The following is a 15,561-nucleotide window of genomic DNA, read 5'->3' on the forward strand; positions in this document are numbered from 1 at the left end:
GACAACTCTGTTCCGCTTCCTTTATGTCAGCGCCAATTCTTCCGTACACCTCCTATTTGCACATAGCAGCATATTTTCCGTCTTTGTGCAAGGTCATTTGCACAATTCTATTTATACTGCGCACCGGTTAAATATGCAGTGCAACCCGACCGCAGACCGCCAGCCAAGCACTTTCCCAGCGACACCAATGTAAATCCTGGCGGTCTGCAGCATAAATAGCAGCGCATGAAAAGGTTGCAAACCGGCCCCGGCTCCTGTATACTGAGAATACGATATCCGCAAAACGACAAGATTACGGAGGAACTGGCAATGAGACTAAGGACATCCAGCATCCCCCTGATGCTGGAATATGTGGCGAAATCCGGCATGGGGCAGGAAGATCCACAGGCTGCGGCCGACATCTTAGGCCATGAGGACTATCTCTTTGAGGCCAGAAGATACGGCCTGGACTCCAGGGAGCCTCTTGTGTCCTATTTCGCCCGCTTCAGGACCATCGCCCCGGAGGACATTCCCGAACTGAGCCCTGACCGCAGGACCGCCCTGCGGGACAGACATGGGCTGTGGCTGGACTGCGCCGCCCACCCACAGAAGTACCGTGACAGATACCGCAGGCTCATGGGCATGCTGACAGAGGAGAATCTGCAAAACCTCCAGGACAGGCTCCGGGCCGCTTTCCCCGGCGATGTGTACTTAGATGATATAGATATAGTCTCCACCCTCAGCTTCGGCCCTTCTTTCGGCTATGTGCATGAGAATGCGCTGCACCTGGATCTGTTCGGCGTCGAGACATACTGCGCCATGGAAGAGCTGCCCTATGTCATCCTGCACGAGATGCACCATCTGCAGACAATGAAGCTGGTGGGCAGCTATCATTCCTTTACCGAAAAATTCAGCGCTCTTGAGCGGTACATCTTCCGCTTCACCGGCGAGGGGATGGCCATAAAGTTCTGCAACAATGCGGAAGGAATACTATCCAAAAGGATGAACCCCGGCCTGGATGCCAATATCGGCATTCCGGCCATGGCCATCCTCAACAGGCATTTTCCGGAACACCTCGCCCTTTTTCAGGACACTGTCAGAAGGCTTGAAGGCGGCCTGATTTCGGAGAAGGAGATCGACGAGCAGTTCAGGACATACTGGTGGAATCCCCACCTCTATCCGGAAGAATCGGCATCTCTGGAACAGACGCCTATCTACAGCTTTGGGAACGAGCTCTTCGGGAGCATTTATGATGCCTTTGGCCTGGACGTGATGTTCCAGTGCTTCTACCATCCGTGCAAAACACTGGAGCATTTCAGGCCTTTGGGGTGATTGCCGGGCTTACGGCCCGGAAAGAAAGGAGAACAGCAAATGGAACAGCAGACATCCGAGAACTACCGCGCCCAGAACAAGAAAGCCTGGGAATATTCCGCCTATGATTTCTGGATGACCCACTCCGGCCCGCCTGCCGAGAGGGCCAAAGAGGCCGTGGCGAATCCTCTGCGCATGCTGAAACAGTTTGCGGCCTACTTTGACCGCTATGAGGGCGTCCGTGTGGCCAATATATGCGGCTCCTGCGGGAAAAAGGCAGTTCCTCTGGCCCTGCTGGGCGCGGAGGTGACGGTATTCGACATTTCGGAGGACAACCGCAGATATGCCATGGAGTTCGCCGGGGCCGCGGGTGCGGATATCCGTTATGAAGTGTGCGATGTGTTGGAAATCGACCCGGGGCGCTACGGCGGCTATTTTGACATAGTGTTCATGGAGGGCGGCATCCTGCACTATTTCCACGATATCGACCAGTTCATGAAGGTCTGCCATACTCTGCTGAAGCCCGCCGGGAAGATGATCTGCAGCGATTTCCATCCCTTTACGAAAATCGCGGACCTCCTGGAACTGGAGCAGCCCTCCAGGGGGTATTTCGACACGGCTGTCTTCGAGGGGGAGATGGCCCATGCGCGGTTCTATGAGGAGCCTGTGCGGAGCCGGATGCCCAAATGCCTCTACCGGAAATATACCGTCAGCGAGATCATCAATTCCGTCATCGGCTGCGGCTTTGCGCTGGAGCGGTTCGACGAGCACCCGGCCTGGACCAATGACAGGGTGCCGGGGGAGTTCACTTTGGTGGCCAGGAAATGAGCAGCCCAGGCCTCCGTCCGGAAGTTCTGTGCGATATGACGGATGCCGTCACCGAGGACACCAGATTTACGGAACGGCTAAAAGAGCCGATAAGACCCTGATATGTCACAGGTAGCCTTGTCTGTTGCGCAAAAAAGATTTGCCTGTCTGGCGTATGTCAGGAATCCACCCATTCCTTCATTCCGCAGACAGGCATATCATTCATTCAAGCAATAGAGCCCCTATCATCAGGCCTCTGTTCCCGCCAGAACAGCAATGTCCCTTACCCTTTCGCCCGTTCCACCCAGGCCTCCCGTCTGGGGTCGGCCTTGACCTGGGAATCGTCCGGGTTGCGCCATATGGGCCAGTCCTCCGGCTGCTTTTCCACCCTGCAGCTGAGCCCCAGGCCCTTTCGTCTCTGCCGGGAGCCGCCTCCAGGGCCTTCCCGTGTTCGTATGTCTTGACTCATGCAGCCTAACCGGTATAAGCCTTCAATTCCTCCAGAAATTCCTGATATTCCTCATCAGACCAGTAGAATGTCAGCTCTTCTTCCGTAAAATCTTCCGGCTTGTCGCGCATGAACTCCTTCCCGATATCATACCCGAACCTGCGCAGCACAGCTTCGGCAAATTCCCTGAAGAACATGCCCACAGCCGTTATGACATTTCCGTCTTCAACCACTCCCTTGTGTATGAAATTATCTTTTTCCACAAACGTAAAAGCGTCTGCCATCTGCATGAAATACCCCGAGGTGAACTTCCTGCCGTTTAGGATTCCCGCTTTAGACAGCAAAATCGGAGCGGAAGAAACAGCCGCGAATACGATATCTGACTGCATTCCGCCCCTGAGGAAATCAATCAGCCCATCATCGAACAGCGCAGGCAGCGGGTTGACTGTCCCCGGCAGAATCACGCAGTCGTAATCTGTTATCCTCGCTTCTGCCGTTGTCCTGGTGGGGAGGACACACAAACCCTCCTCGCTTACATATTCCTTCTTTTCGCTTGCGATAAAGTCAATCTTCTCACCGAACCAGATCGTGAGCGCAGATGTAAGACAGGTTATCTCCTGCAAAGAGAAGTCCGGATACAATAAAACCGCGAATTTCCTCATCCCTTTTTCCTCCATTCCTTTTCCCCCATTCCTTTTCCCTCATCGTTTTCAACTCATCCGCCGTTTCCGCGCCGCAAACTCCGCGGCCTCCCTCACCCAGCCCATCAGCTCCCCGTCGATCTCCGCCTCCCTGGAGATCAGGACATGATGGGTCCAGCGGTTGGGATAGGGCTCCACTGCCCCGTCGATGCGGGGGGATTCCACCTGATGCCCCAGCCCGAAGGTGACGACGATATAGTGCTGCGGCCGCTCCTTCGCTTTCCGCACAGGCAGGAAGGACACGAAAGCGAAGTTATGGCCGTTGGAAAATGCGATCTGGGTCTTCTGCACCCTGACCTGCACCTGGCCGACCTCCGAAAACAGCTTTTCGGCGAAGTTCTGGTACAGCGCCAGGGCCTCCGGCTTTCCCTCAAAGAACATGAGCGTATCCTGATTCATGAAGCTGACCTCCCCGCTATTTTCAATCCAATGCCAGCAGGCATACTTATTGTCTAATCCACCAGAACCGGATTCTCCTCCACCACCCAGGGCAGGCCGTACTCGTTCAGCGCCTCCATGAAGGGATCCGGGTCGAATTCCTCCACATTGAACACGCCGGGCCTCTTCCAGTTGCCCTCCATCACCAGCATGGCCCCGATCATGGCGGGGACGCCGGTGGTGTAGGAGATGGCCTGGGAGCCCAGCTCCTTATAGCATTCCTGGTGGTCGCACACATTGTAGATGTAGACGGACTTCTCCTTCCCGTCCTTCACGCCTGTGAAGATGCAGCCGATATTCGTCTTGCCCACCGTCCTGGGGCCAAGGGAGGCAGGATCCGGGAGCAGGGCCTTCAGGAACTGGATGGGCACGATCTCCCTGCCCTCGAACAGCACCGGATCCGTGCGCAGCATGCCTACGTTCTCCAGGCATTTCATGTGAGTCAGGTAGCTTGTGCCGAAGGTCATGAAGAAGCGGATGCGCTTCACGCCGGGGATGTTCTTCGCCAGGGACTCGATCTCCTCATGGTGCAGCAGATACATGTCCTTCTTCCCCACCTGGGCGAAGTCGTACTCCCGTTTGATCTCCATGGGCTCCGTCTCCACCCAGCGGCCGTCCTCCCAGTAGGAGCCCTTGGCGGACACTTCCCGCAGGTTGATCTCCGGGTTGAAGTTGGTGGCGAAGGGATAGCCGTGGTCGCCGCCATTGCAGTCCATGATATCGATATAGTGGATTTCGTCAAAATAATGCTTCAGGGCATAGGCGGAGAAGACGCTGGTGACCCCGGGGTCGAAGCCGCTGCCCAGCAGGGCCGTGATTCCGGCCTTCTCGAAGCGCTCCCTGTAGGCCCACTGCCAGGAATAGTCGAAATACGCGGTAAATCCCTCTTCCTTGCATCTTTTTTCGTATACGGCCCGCCAGGCAGGGTCTTCCGTGTCCTCCGCCTCGTAGTTGGCGGTGTCGATGTAGTCTACCTTGCAGGCCAGGCAGGCCTCCATGATGGTCAGGTCCTGGTAGGGCAGGGCCAGGTTCAGCACGGCCTTGGGCTGTTCCCTTTCTATCAGGGCGATCAGCTCCTCCACATTGTCCGCGTCCACCTGGGCGGTGGTGATCTTCGCCGCCGTGGCGCCCGCAAGCTTCTCCTTCAGGGCATCGCATTTGGACACCGTGCGGCTGGCGATGCAGATCTCCGAGAACACATCCGCCTTCTTCGCACATTTCTGGATAGCCACGGCAGCCACGCCGCCGCAGCCGATTATCAGTATCTTAGCCATTTTCTTCTCTCCGTTTCTTCTTCCAATATTCCGATATGCTTCCTCTGCACCGGGGTACCAGTCCCGAACATGCTTCCTCACCGCAGCCTGTCTCTACACATCTTTTTCCTGGTTAATCAAAGCTGGGGTTACATAAGCACGAAGTCTGCCCTCTGCTGTATCTTCTGTACTTCCCTCATTCTCTATCAGTATTGCGGTTGTTTTTGACGTATACGCGATGTCTCTTCACCGCAGCCTGTCTCCATACATCTTTTTTCTAATCAATCATGACTGGGTTTGCATCAGCACGAAGCCTGCCCCTCTCTTACCCCTCGTGTATCTCCACCTTCCGCAGCAGCCGCTCCACATAGGCCGGCAGGCAGAAGGCCCCCATGTGGAGCCTGGGCGTGTAATACCTGGTCTCGATCCCTCTCTCCAGCCAGCGCTCCCCGTCCAGGTCGTGGACCGGATGGTATCTCCTGGAGGCGAAGCCGAAGAGCCAGTGCCCTGAGGGGTAGGTGGGGATATGGGCCTGGTACACCCTGCTGATGGGGAAGCTCTCCACGATGCGCTTGTGGGCCCGCATGCAGGCCTTGGCATCCGCCTCGTAGAAGGGGCTCTCGTGCTGGTTCACCATGATGCCGTCCTCCCGCAGGGCCTTGTAGCAGTTCCCGTAGAATTCCTTGGTGAACAGAGCCTCCCCCGGCCCGAAGGGATCCGTGGAGTCCACCACGATCAGGTCGTATTCATCGGCCTTTCGCCGCACGAACTTCATGCCGTCCTCATAGTAGATGTGGACCCGGCTGTCCTCCAGGCCGCAGGAGACTCCCGGCAGATATTGCCTGCATACGGTGACCACCTGTTCGTCGATTTCCGCCAGGTCGATCCGCTCCACCTCCGGGTACTTCACCAGCTCCCTGACGATACCGCCGTCTCCGCCCCCGATGACCAGGACGCTGCGCACACGCGGGTGCACCGCCATGGGCACATGCACCATCATCTCGTGATAGATGAATTCGTCCTTCTCCGTGAGCATCATGTAGCCGTCCAGCGTCAGGAACCGCCCGAACTCCGGGGACTCGAACACATCGATCCGCTGGAAACTGCTCTCCACGCCGCATAGCTGCCTCTCCACCTTGATGGAAAGCTTTACATCCGGTGTATGCTGTTCCGAAAACCATAATTCCATACTCACACCTCCTTCGCGCTCAGGCGCGATTTACGCAACCGCCCCGCCATACCGCCCTGGGCGGAGCTCCTTCCCCTACTTCCCTCATGTCCTCACAGAGGTAAAAAAACATATACTGCATAACGCTGAATACTGCCTAATGTAATCATGCGAATGAACCAGTCAGCGTTATGCAGTCTGGTTTCACGGCAAGTGAAATCGTTAAGCAGTATAAATACCGCTTCGGAATAAGGCTCCTACACAATGCGCCCCTTAGGCCGGGGCCCGGAAGTCCCTGCCCGGCATCCCGAAGAGACGGGCCACGTCCCTCCTCACCGCCGCAACCTCCTATGTCATCCACTCCTCCCGCAGCACGTTCAGCCGCTCTATCCCCGCGTCCTCCGGCCCGGTCATGGAACAGCCCTTCTCCTTCGCGTAGACGATGTACTCCAGTATCGCATCCGTGATCTCCTCCCCCGGTGCCAGGATGGGAATCCCCGGCGGGTAGCACATCACGAATTCGCTGCAGATCCGCCCCCTGGTCTCCATCAGCGGCAGCGACTCCTTCTCCGCATAAAATGCGCTCTGGGGCGACACCGCCACCCTGGGCTCGATATATTCCTGCGCATACATGTCCGCATTGCTTCTGCCGTATTTGCGCTTGATTTCCTCCAGCGCCCCGATCAGGCGCTCTGTATCCCGCTCCCTGTCCCCGATGGAGATGTAGGCCAGCACATTGGCGATGTCCCCCAGCTCCATCTGGATATCGTACTCGTCCCGCAGCAGGTCGTAGACCTCGATGCCCGCCAGTCCTATCCCTAAGGTGTTGATCGTCAGCTTCGTCCTGTCGAAGTCGAAGATGCTGTCCCCGTTGATCAGCTCCGAAGCGTAGGCATAGTAGCCGCCAATCGCGCCAATCTCCTTTCTGGCATACTCCGCCAGCGCCGTCACCTTGGCGAACTCCTGCCTGCCCCGCAGGGCCAGGTTGTGGCGGGAGATGTCCAGGCTGGCCAGCAGCAGGTAAGACGCACTTGTAGTCTGGGTCAGGTTGATGATCTGGCGCACATAGCCCGGGTTCATGTCCGGCCCCGTCAGCAGGAAGGAGCTCTGGGTCAGGCTCCCGCCGGATTTATGCATGCTCACGGAAGCCATGTCCGCCCCGGCAGACATCGCGGAGACCGGCATGTCCGCCCCGAAATAGAAATGCGTCCCGTGGGCCTCGTCCACCAGCACCTTCATGCCGTGCCTGTGGGCCAGGGCCACGATGCTCCGCAGATCCGAGCAGATGCCGTAATAGGTGGGATTGTTCACCAATACCGCCACCGCGTCCGGGTGCTCGGAAACCGTCCGCTCCACCTGGGACAGCTTCATGCCCAGCGCGATGCCCAGGCGGCTGTCCATGTCCGGATTCACGTATATGGGTATGGCCCCACAGAGCACCAGGGCATTGATGACGCTCCTGTGGACATTCCTGGGCAGGATGATCTTGTCCCCCTTCTTGCAGGCGGCAAGCACCATGCTCTGGACGGAGGACGTGGTGCCGCCCACCATGAGGAAGGCGCAGGCCGCCCCGAAGGCATCCGCCGCCAGCTCCTCCGCCTCCCGGATCACGGACACCGGATGGCAGAGATTGTCCAGCGCCTTCATGGAGTTCACGTCGATGGACACGCACTGCTTCCCCAGAAGCTTTGTCAGCTCCGGATTGCCCTGTCCCCTTTTGTGCCCCGGCACGTCGAAGGGCACGATCCGCTCCCCCCGGAATACCTCCAGCGCCTCGTAGATCGGCGCCCTCTCCTGACGCAAATGTCCCATCCGTGCATATCCCCTTTCCTGAAATCCATACGCCTCCCGGAATCCGAATATCCCGGACCGTCCCTATCCCCGGCAGCGCCCGCTTTATGCCATAGCCCCGGCAATGGGCGGCCCTGACGCGGCTCGCAGGACAGCCCTCCCCCGCAGCCGGAATCCTTTAACCAGCCCAGCCCTGTCCCGGGGCTCAGGGGGAATCAAATACCCCGCTGCAAGCAAAGGGACATCAAGCCTGCAACGCTGCAGAGCTGAAAGCGTCCTTCGGACACTTTGGTATTTGCCCCTTCGCGGCATTCGCCAACTGGCCTTGCAAGCACGGCCGCCTGGCTCATTGCTCGCGGGAAATCAAATACCCCGCTGCAAGCAACGGGGCATCAAGCTTGCAACGCTGCAGAGCAGCGGGGTATTTGACCCTCGCGGCATTCGCCAACTGGCCGTGCAAGCACGGCCGCTTGGCTCATTGCTCGCGGGAATAAATATTCCTCCCGCTGAATATCTCTATCATCTCCCGGCGCAGGTTCCCCATGATCTCCAGCCGCAGCTTGGGCGCCAGCTCATAGACGTCGCTGTTGAACAGGTAGTTCTGAAGGTCGATCTCCTTGATCAGCATTTTCGTGTGGAAGAGATTGGCCTCATACACATTGATGTCCACGGCGTCATACCGCCGCAGGGTGGCCCCGTCGATGAAGTCCTGGATGGAGGTCATCCTGTGGTCCATGAACAGCTTCTGGCCCGCCACGTCCCTGGTGAAGCCCCTGACCCGGTAGTCCATGGTGATGATGTCGGAATCGAAGGAGCCGATCAGGTAGTCCAGGGTGGACAGGGGCGTGATCTCCCCGCAGGTGGCCACGTCGATGTCCACCCGGAAGGTGGCCAGGTAGGTGTCGGGATGGTACTCCGGGTAGGTGTGGACCGTGATGTGGCTCTTGTCCAGATGGGCCAGGACAGTATCCCCCATGGGCATAGCGGCATCCCCCGGGGCGATGGCGGCATCCCCCATTGCAATGGTGGTATCCCCCATGGGCACCTTGCTCTCGTCCGCAATCAGAATGGTGACGGAGCTCCCCTGGGGCTCATAGTCCTGGCTGGAGATGTTCAGCACCGTAGCGCCGATCATCTCCGTCACGTCCACCAGGAGCTTGGTCAGACGTTCGGAATTGTACTGCTGGTCGATATAAGCGATGTAGTCCTTCTGCTCCCGCTGGGATTTGGCGTAGCACACGTCATAGATGTTGAAGCTCAGGGACTTGGTCAGGTTGTTGAAGCCGTACAGGGTAAATTTCTCGCTCATGTTCTCTCCTTTATCCTTCTCTTCCGGCCATTGGAACGCAGGAATTTTTCGTAATCGAGTAGAGAAGAACTTCCTGCTACTCGCCGCGCGGCCCGCGCGCCGCTCCAGCGGCACATTCCAAGCGCCATAGCGCTTTGCGCGCGGGCCTGTGCATGTAAAAAAGCAAGCGACGCTTCCATCACTTGCTTTTTAAGTCTCTGTCTCTTTTCCTTTTCCTGTCCAGGCCTTCCGGCGAAAGGACGCGGAACGAAATGAATAGAACAGATATATGGTTTTTAGAGTCTATATAGCAAATATTTTACTTTTACTACTCTTATTGACCGTTTCACAAGTTAGATGTGCATCAGCACCGGTTTATAGTCACCAACTTATAAAATTTGAGCTTTTAACTCAATCAATAAGGCAACCCAGTTGCCAAAATATTTACATGGAAGACTCTGTCCCTCTGTTTTCCATTTCCGTATGCTTGTACTATACCATACCCCCGCGGGTTCGTCAATCGGATTCCGCAAGATTTTTCCGCATTTGGCGGCTTACCGGTTACCGTTCACCCGGTGCCGCCGCGAGGTGTTTTCATGCGTATCTTGCATGAAAATCCCGAGACAGCTCACCCCACGATGAACGCCACCGTCCCCATATCGTTCTCCTTCAGCCCGCGGAGGTTCTCCTCCAGGGAGCCCTCCCGCAGCTCCAGGGCGTAGCGGAATTCCCCGAACCCGGAGAGATCCATCTTGAAGTTGGTCTCCCAGGTATTGTTCATGATCCAGCTATACACGGGGCGATGGTTGTTTTCCTCCCTGTTGTCGCACAGCAGAATCGGATGGTGCTCCATCCGGCCCATGTAGAGCAGGGAGGTGTCCAGGGCATTGATCAGGATTCCCTCCCCGCCCCTCTGGTACAATACGCCCTGATCCGCCATATAATACTCCATGTTGCTGCCCGGAAGCTGGTCTACTCCCGGCCGCATGGCCACGCCGCCGTTGTGGATATGGAGGCTGCTGCCCGGCAGGTTCAGGGACAGGGGCATGTAAAGACTCTCGATGTCCGTGCTCAGGGTCTTCGCCACCTGGTAGGCGAACTCTATCCTGGGAAGCTGCCTGTAAAGCTTTATGATTACACTGCTGTGGTACGTCCCCTCCAGCTCGAATTCCAGCTCCACCCGGTCAAATACGGGGCCGTGGTCCAGGATCTTGATATCCTTCAAATCCGCCTGATACTGCTCAGCGTGGAGCCCCCTGATATTGCGCCCCAGGCGGCTGCGCTCCCCGTAGACTCCCTTACGGATCTCCGTACATTCGTAGACGGGTGTAAAGAAGCTCTCCAGCCCCTCCTTCAGCATCTCGATGCCGCCTTTTTTATGGTAGAAGGAAGTGATGCCCTCCCCTATCCGGTACCGAATCCGGAACCAGTCGTTCTCCAGGCCGTAGGGGAGCTTATACGTCTCCGCATCATAGGTGTTCACGATATCCCGCACGCGCTCCGCCCCCACCCAGGCGGCGCGGGTATAGAGCTTCTCCTCCGGCGCGGGCTGCTCCTCATAGTCGAAGACCCGCTCCTCCAGGGGCCCGAACCGTGCCGCAAAGCTCACCAGCACGCCCCTGGGATGGGAGGAGAGCTGTACCGTGAAGGTCTCGCCGGTCCGGGCATCCCACACTTTCACGCCGGGGAGGCTCAATGTCTCCACATAGAATTCCACCGCGAACAGGCCCTCCGTGGCGCTGGTGGAGACGGCCTTCACCTGGCCGCTGTTATTGTAATACCGCAGGATGTCCCCCAGCAGGTGGCACTGCCCGCTCTTTCGCATGGCCGCGGCCTCATGGGCCTTGGAGGCGTAGCTGGTCTTGCGGATGTCCAGGTTGGTCACCATGGTGTCGTAGGGATCCGTAATCGTGGCGGAATGGCCCCAGGTGTGCTCCGCGTACAGCAGGGCATTGTCCTCCCCTGTCCGGGCCAGGCCGTCGTCCCGCACCCCCGTCTTCTCCTCCAGCCGGTCGCAGGTGTGGGCCAGCCGCAGGGCCTCCCTGTAGTGCTTCACCGCGTAGGGGGTGCTCCCCACGCCGTTGCCCCACCAGTCGTTGATGGCCCCTCTGTACACAGGCGCCTCCGCTGTCTGCTCCCGGATCAGGCCGTAGAGCTCCTCCAGGGTCACCATCCGCAGCTCCACCTCCCCGCCGAACCGCTTATTAAAAGCGTTCACCGTGGCGATGACGGCCGGGTTGGCGGGGGCATTGTCGGAGAAGACGCCGCTGACGCTGGTGATATAGAAATCATAAGGGTAGCCGCTGTCCTCATACTCCCGGATGCTCTCCGCAAGCTTGTCATGCAGGGCGTCCAGCGCCGACGCGTTTTCTTTTTTCCCGAAATAGCTCTCGGTCATATAGTTCACGTTCCGGTTGAACACGATGCCCAGGGCGTTGCCCAGGTTGTAGTGCTCCCCGTTCCACACAAGCAGCCTGCCGCCCCCTTCGCTCTCCCAGAAATAGGGCGTCTGGTTCTGATAGAGCGGGTACATGCCGTGGTGGGTGTGGATATTGGTGAACAGGAACTCGATCCCGTTCTTGATCAGCGCGTCCCTTGCCCCCAGGGATATCCCGTTGATGTCCGCGTTCATGGCGGCCCGCACAGGCAGGCCCCTGCCGGTGAACAGCGTCTGCATCTCGGCCGTCCTGCGGTCCAGCATATCCGCGTCCGCCAGGTCGTTGAAGTTCAGGTATGTGGCGGAGATGCCGATATTGCCCTTCCGCACCAGCTCGAAAAAGTCCTCCTGCTCCCGGGGGGAGGCGGACTTCAGGAACTGCTCCACACAGTAGTAGGTCTCGCAGTTCCACTTGAAGTCCTTCTCCGGTCCGTCCTGCTCATAGCCGTTCCTGACGAGCGATACGACATTTCGTATATTATTCACCTGATTATAGATAATCTGTTCCTGCAGATCCGTATATCCCACATCCGTATGGGAATGATGTACGATGTATACTTTCTTAATCATTGTTGGTCACGACCTCCCCATGGCCCAGGTTATAGGTAATCTCCCCCTCCAGCTCCACCTTCAGAACGGTGGTCAAGGGGTGCATCTCCATCTTGTCCGCCCGGATCCATAGGGTGCCGGGGATGCCGCTCCAGGGCAGGGCCCCGGTATAGCTGAAAGTAAGCTCCTCCCCCGTGTGCAGGACGCTGACCCGCTTCACGGGAGTCTTGATGCCCTTCACGCAGAGGTTCTCCGCGGGCTTGTCGTAGACGAACAGGTAGATGGTCTTCTTGTCCTGGGACAGGGTGCTGCCTCCCAGGAACTGGTTGTAGCTCAATCCCTTCTCCGTCTCGTAGATGGCCTCCTCGTTGTCATGGATGAACCGGCCCAAATCCTCCAGCACCTTCACCTGCCTCTCGTCCAGGGTGCCGTCCTCCTTCGGCCCTACGTCCAGCAGCATCTTCCCGCCCAGGGTCAGGCAGTCGCAGAACATGCGGATGATCTGGCGGCTGGTCTTGTAGTCGTTGTCCGAGGGGCGGTATCCCCAGGAATCGTTGATGGTGGTGCAGAACTCCCACACGCCCTTGGGCCCGATCACGGGGATGCCCTGCTCCGGGGTCTCATAGTCCCCGTAGCCCTGGAGCCTGGAGTTCACGATGACGTTAGGGTTCAGGGACTCCAGATAGGCCTTGAACTCCTTGGCTTTCCACTGGGCTGCGCTGCGCTCCCAGTCCCCGTCGAACCACAGGAGGTCCACCGTGCCGTAGTTGGTCATCAGCTCCCTGAGCTGGTTGTTGTTGAACTCCAGGAACTCCTGCCATTTCTCCGGATCCTCCGGGCCTCCCGCCGGGGTGGCGAAGACATCCTTCAGGTGGTCCTCCGGCTTCTCCCCCTCGGGGTACACGGTCCTGTAGCGGGGATCCGACCAGTCGATCAGGGAGAAATAGATGCCCACCTTCATGCCCGCCTCCCTGACGGCTTCCGTATACTCCTTGACGATATCCCGTTTTGCCGGAGTCTTCTTCAGCACGTTCAGATCGGAATACTTGGTGTCGAACAGCGCCACCCCGTCATGGTGCTTGGATGTCATGACCACGTACTGGGCCCCTGCCCGCCTGAACAAGTCCGCCCAGGCTCTGGCGTCGAACTTCGAGGCCGTGAAGCCGTCGCACTGCTTCATGTAGTCCTCGTAGGAGATATTGCCGTTGTGGAAGGACCATGACTCCGACACGTCTCCCACGGCGTAGATCCCGTAGTGGATGAAGATACCCAGCTTCGCTTTCCTGAACCAATCCTGCATCATAATGAAAATCCTCCTGTTTATTGTTTTTCTGTTTATTGTTTTCTGTTTATTTGTGTTTATTGTTTTTCTGTTTATTCTGATGCGCGATGCTCGTGGGCGCCGATTCCCCAGCTTACGGACGGTGCGCATCATGGATCGACGGCAGATTCGGCCGCCGGTGAGCATGTTTGCCCGCTTATACTGCACAACGCTGAATACTGCCTAATATAATCATGCGATTGAACCGGTCAGCGTTATGCAGTCCGGTTTCACGGCAGGTGAAATCGTCAAGCAGGATAAATACGGGTCAGCCCCTGGAGCGTGCGCAGGGATGTGTCCTCTGTAATGCAGACCCGTATCCCCGCCGCCATGCAGAACTCCTCCACCGGGGCCAGGAACAGGGCGGCGCTGCCCATGATCTGGCCGCCGAGGCACAGCGCGTCCGGACGGAAGGCCCTCAGGAACGGCTCCAGCGCGGCCCGAATCCTGTCCCCGAAAGCCAGGAAGCACGCCCCCGCGGCATCGTCCCCCTCCATGGCGCGCCCGGCCAGGGCCTTTCCGTCCAGCGACTCTCCCAGCCGCTCTCTGGTCAATGCCATGAGCCCCCGGCGGGAAATGTAATCGTCCACGCAGCCCTCCAGAAAAGGCGTGTTGTAGATATATCCGTCTTCCGGCACGCCGGGTGTCCCCTCCGCCGCCAGCCTGCCCGCCACGCCGAAAGCGCTGCCGCACCCGGTCCCGATGCATGCGCACAGGACCCTCTCCGCGCCCCGGGCCTGGCCGAAGCCCATCTCCCCCAGCGCAAAGGCCGCCGCGTCATTGGCGAACCGGACGCGCTGCGGCCCGATTCCCAGGCGGCTGGAAATCTCCCGGCGCAGGTCCGCGCCGTAGAGGCTTTCGTATTTGTCCAGGCCCCGGATCAGGCAGATTCCCCTCTCATAATCGAAGGGGCCGGGGAACGCCATCCTGATCCCTGCCGCTACCGCGCCCTGAGGCAGGATTCTGCGCAGAATCTCCGCGAAATGCTCCAGCAGGGCTTCTTTGCCCTTCCCGGCCCGCGCATCGAAATAAAGAGGATTTCCACACGTTTCGCCATTCTTCCCGATGGCTGCTCCTTTGATTTGCGTCCCGCCCACGTCCAGGCATAAAAATACATCCTTCATATCAGCCCGCCATGCCCTTCCTCTTTCCTCTCATCCGGCTCGCCGCCTCCCCTCACCGGTCGATTTCTATCCGGAAGCTGCTCCTGCTGGCAGGGTAATAGCTCTCCGTGTACTCCACTGCCTGGCCGCTTCCGGTATAGCCCCGGGAGACGATGAAGGCCACAGGCTCGAAGGCCGTGATCTCCAGCCCTGCCGCCACCTCCTCCGGCGGCATGACCACCTCCAGCCGCCTGGAAGCGTGGGCCACCGACAGGCCCCGGCTGTCCAGCGCCTCGTAAAAGGAGGTCTCCGTGAAGTCTGTCCGCGCCATATCCGGGAACAGCTTTACGGGGACATACAGAGTGGTGTAGACCACCGGCGCGTTGGCGTACATATTTTCCAGATGCCGTATGCGCACCAGCTTCGTGACCGGCTCCTCCGGGGCCAGCTTCAGGGCGTCCCCCACCTTCTCCCCGGCTTCCTGCGTCCGCAGGCACACCACCTTGGTGCGCAGGATACGGTTCTTCCGCCTGCTCTCCTCCCGGTATCCGGTGACGAAGGAGGTGGATTCATGCACCAGCTTGGACTGGGAGACGAAGGTGCCGCTGCCTTTCACCCGCACCAGAAGCCCTTCCCTGGCCAGCAGGTCCAGAGCCTGGCGCACCGTGGGGCGGCTGACGTCCAGCATCCGGGCCAGCTCGTTCTCCGCGGGTATCCTGGCCCCGGAGGCGTACTGCCCGCTGGCAATCTCCCCCCGGATCCGCTCCGCTATCTGCACATATCTCGACTGCATGGCTCCCCCTTTCCGCACTGTCCGTCCCAGGTTTCTCCGCGCCCTGCGGCGGACGGATTCTGCCGCGCTTTCGCGCTGAACACCGAACACCGAACACCGAGCACCGAACACCGAACACTGAACACTGAACACTGAACACTGAACACTGAACACTGAACACTGAACACTGAACAC

13 protein-coding genes are annotated in these 15,561 nt (G+C 58.5%); 2 read left to right on the plus strand and 11 right to left on the minus strand.

Annotated features, from left to right (window positions below; all coding sequences use genetic code 11):
• Window positions 1-309: 309 nt before the first annotated feature.
• Together Q2B33_RS08755 and Q2B33_RS08760 are read left to right on the plus strand one after the other, a co-directional pair.
• Window positions 310-1,311: a DUF5700 domain-containing putative Zn-dependent protease gene (locus Q2B33_RS08755; RefSeq protein WP_300571981.1), complete on the plus strand. Its 1,002-nt coding sequence runs from the start codon at window positions 310-312 to the stop codon at window positions 1,309-1,311.
• A 39-nt stretch (window positions 1,312-1,350) separates the two neighbouring features.
• Window positions 1,351-2,118, plus strand: coding sequence for a bifunctional 2-polyprenyl-6-hydroxyphenol methylase/3-demethylubiquinol 3-O-methyltransferase UbiG (locus Q2B33_RS08760; protein WP_300571979.1), 768 nt, complete (start codon window positions 1,351-1,353; stop codon window positions 2,116-2,118).
• 262 nt (window positions 2,119-2,380) lie between these two features.
• Here Q2B33_RS08760 and Q2B33_RS08765 read toward each other — a convergent pair whose 3' ends face one another.
• The 11 genes from Q2B33_RS08765 to Q2B33_RS08815 all read right to left on the minus strand — a co-directional run bounded on the left by Q2B33_RS08765 (window position 2,381) and on the right by Q2B33_RS08815 (window position 15,387).
• Entirely contained in the window at window positions 2,381-2,566 is a 186-nt protein-coding gene (locus Q2B33_RS08765; RefSeq protein WP_296472821.1) for a hypothetical protein, read from the minus strand.
• A 5-nt stretch (window positions 2,567-2,571) separates the two neighbouring features.
• Window positions 2,572-3,207: a DJ-1/PfpI family protein gene (locus tag Q2B33_RS08770; protein ID WP_300571977.1), complete on the minus strand. Its 636-nt coding sequence runs from the start codon at window positions 3,205-3,207 to the stop codon at window positions 2,572-2,574.
• Between the two features lie 48 nt (window positions 3,208-3,255).
• Window positions 3,256-3,645: a DUF5655 domain-containing protein gene (locus Q2B33_RS08775; protein WP_296472819.1), complete on the minus strand. Its 390-nt coding sequence runs from the start codon at window positions 3,643-3,645 to the stop codon at window positions 3,256-3,258.
• Window positions 3,646-3,698: 53 nt separating this feature from the next.
• Window positions 3,699-4,958 (minus strand): saccharopine dehydrogenase family protein, encoded by a 1,260-nt coding sequence (locus Q2B33_RS08780; RefSeq protein WP_300571975.1) that lies wholly within the window; start codon window positions 4,956-4,958, stop codon window positions 3,699-3,701.
• A 304-nt stretch (window positions 4,959-5,262) separates the two neighbouring features.
• Complete coding sequence (gene speE / locus Q2B33_RS08785; protein ID WP_296472817.1) at window positions 5,263-6,126, minus strand: polyamine aminopropyltransferase; 864 nt, start codon at window positions 6,124-6,126, stop codon at window positions 5,263-5,265.
• Window positions 6,127-6,453: 327 nt separating this feature from the next.
• Window positions 6,454-7,917 (minus strand): aminotransferase class I/II-fold pyridoxal phosphate-dependent enzyme, encoded by a 1,464-nt coding sequence (locus tag Q2B33_RS08790; protein ID WP_300571971.1) that lies wholly within the window; start codon window positions 7,915-7,917, stop codon window positions 6,454-6,456.
• Between the two features lie 454 nt (window positions 7,918-8,371).
• Complete coding sequence (gene speD, locus Q2B33_RS08795) at window positions 8,372-9,205, minus strand: adenosylmethionine decarboxylase (RefSeq protein WP_300571970.1); 834 nt, start codon at window positions 9,203-9,205, stop codon at window positions 8,372-8,374.
• Window positions 9,206-9,812: 607 nt separating this feature from the next.
• Window positions 9,813-12,191: a hypothetical protein gene (locus Q2B33_RS08800; protein WP_300571969.1), complete on the minus strand. Its 2,379-nt coding sequence runs from the start codon at window positions 12,189-12,191 to the stop codon at window positions 9,813-9,815.
• A complete protein-coding gene (locus Q2B33_RS08805; RefSeq protein ID WP_300785126.1) occupies window positions 12,184-13,473 on the minus strand; it encodes an alpha-L-fucosidase in 1,290 nt (429 codons plus the stop codon). The genes Q2B33_RS08800 and Q2B33_RS08805 overlap by 8 nt, the downstream gene beginning before the upstream one ends.
• A 266-nt stretch (window positions 13,474-13,739) precedes the next feature.
• The gene (locus tag Q2B33_RS08810; RefSeq protein ID WP_300569333.1) at window positions 13,740-14,615 is read right to left on the minus strand and encodes an ROK family protein; all 876 of its coding nucleotides are present in this window, start codon (window positions 14,613-14,615) and stop codon (window positions 13,740-13,742) included.
• Window positions 14,616-14,667: 52 nt separating this feature from the next.
• Window positions 14,668-15,387, minus strand: a complete 720-nt coding sequence (locus Q2B33_RS08815) for a GntR family transcriptional regulator (protein ID WP_296455703.1) — start codon at window positions 15,385-15,387, stop codon at window positions 14,668-14,670.
• Window positions 15,388-15,561: the final 174 nt, after the last annotated feature.

Origin of the sequence: uncultured Acetatifactor sp., from assembly GCF_948601915.1 — a bacterium.
In the GTDB taxonomy this organism is placed as follows: Bacteria; Bacillota; Clostridia; order Lachnospirales; family Lachnospiraceae; genus Acetatifactor.

Coding starts and splice junctions, on each gene's coding strand:
- Q2B33_RS08755 (WP_300571981.1), top strand. CDS start 310: ATGAGACTAAGGACATCCAGCATCCCCCTGATGCTGGAATATGTGGCG.
- Q2B33_RS08760 (WP_300571979.1), top strand. CDS start 1,351: ATGGAACAGCAGACATCCGAGAACTACCGCGCCCAGAACAAGAAAGCC.
- Q2B33_RS08765 (WP_296472821.1), bottom strand. CDS start 2,566: ATGAGTCAAGACATACGAACACGGGAAGGCCCTGGAGGCGGCTCCCGG.
- Q2B33_RS08770 (WP_300571977.1), bottom strand. CDS start 3,207: ATGAGGAAATTCGCGGTTTTATTGTATCCGGACTTCTCTTTGCAGGAG.
- Q2B33_RS08775 (WP_296472819.1), bottom strand. CDS start 3,645: ATGAATCAGGATACGCTCATGTTCTTTGAGGGAAAGCCGGAGGCCCTG.
- Q2B33_RS08780 (WP_300571975.1), bottom strand. CDS start 4,958: ATGGCTAAGATACTGATAATCGGCTGCGGCGGCGTGGCTGCCGTGGCT.
- speE (WP_296472817.1), bottom strand. CDS start 6,126: ATGGAATTATGGTTTTCGGAACAGCATACACCGGATGTAAAGCTTTCC.
- Q2B33_RS08790 (WP_300571971.1), bottom strand. CDS start 7,917: ATGGGACATTTGCGTCAGGAGAGGGCGCCGATCTACGAGGCGCTGGAG.
- speD (WP_300571970.1), bottom strand. CDS start 9,205: ATGAGCGAGAAATTTACCCTGTACGGCTTCAACAACCTGACCAAGTCC.
- Q2B33_RS08800 (WP_300571969.1), bottom strand. CDS start 12,191: ATGATTAAGAAAGTATACATCGTACATCATTCCCATACGGATGTGGGA.
- Q2B33_RS08805 (WP_300785126.1), bottom strand. CDS start 13,473: ATGATGCAGGATTGGTTCAGGAAAGCGAAGCTGGGTATCTTCATCCAC.
- Q2B33_RS08810 (WP_300569333.1), bottom strand. CDS start 14,615: ATGAAGGATGTATTTTTATGCCTGGACGTGGGCGGGACGCAAATCAAA.
- Q2B33_RS08815 (WP_296455703.1), bottom strand. CDS start 15,387: ATGCAGTCGAGATATGTGCAGATAGCGGAGCGGATCCGGGGGGAGATT.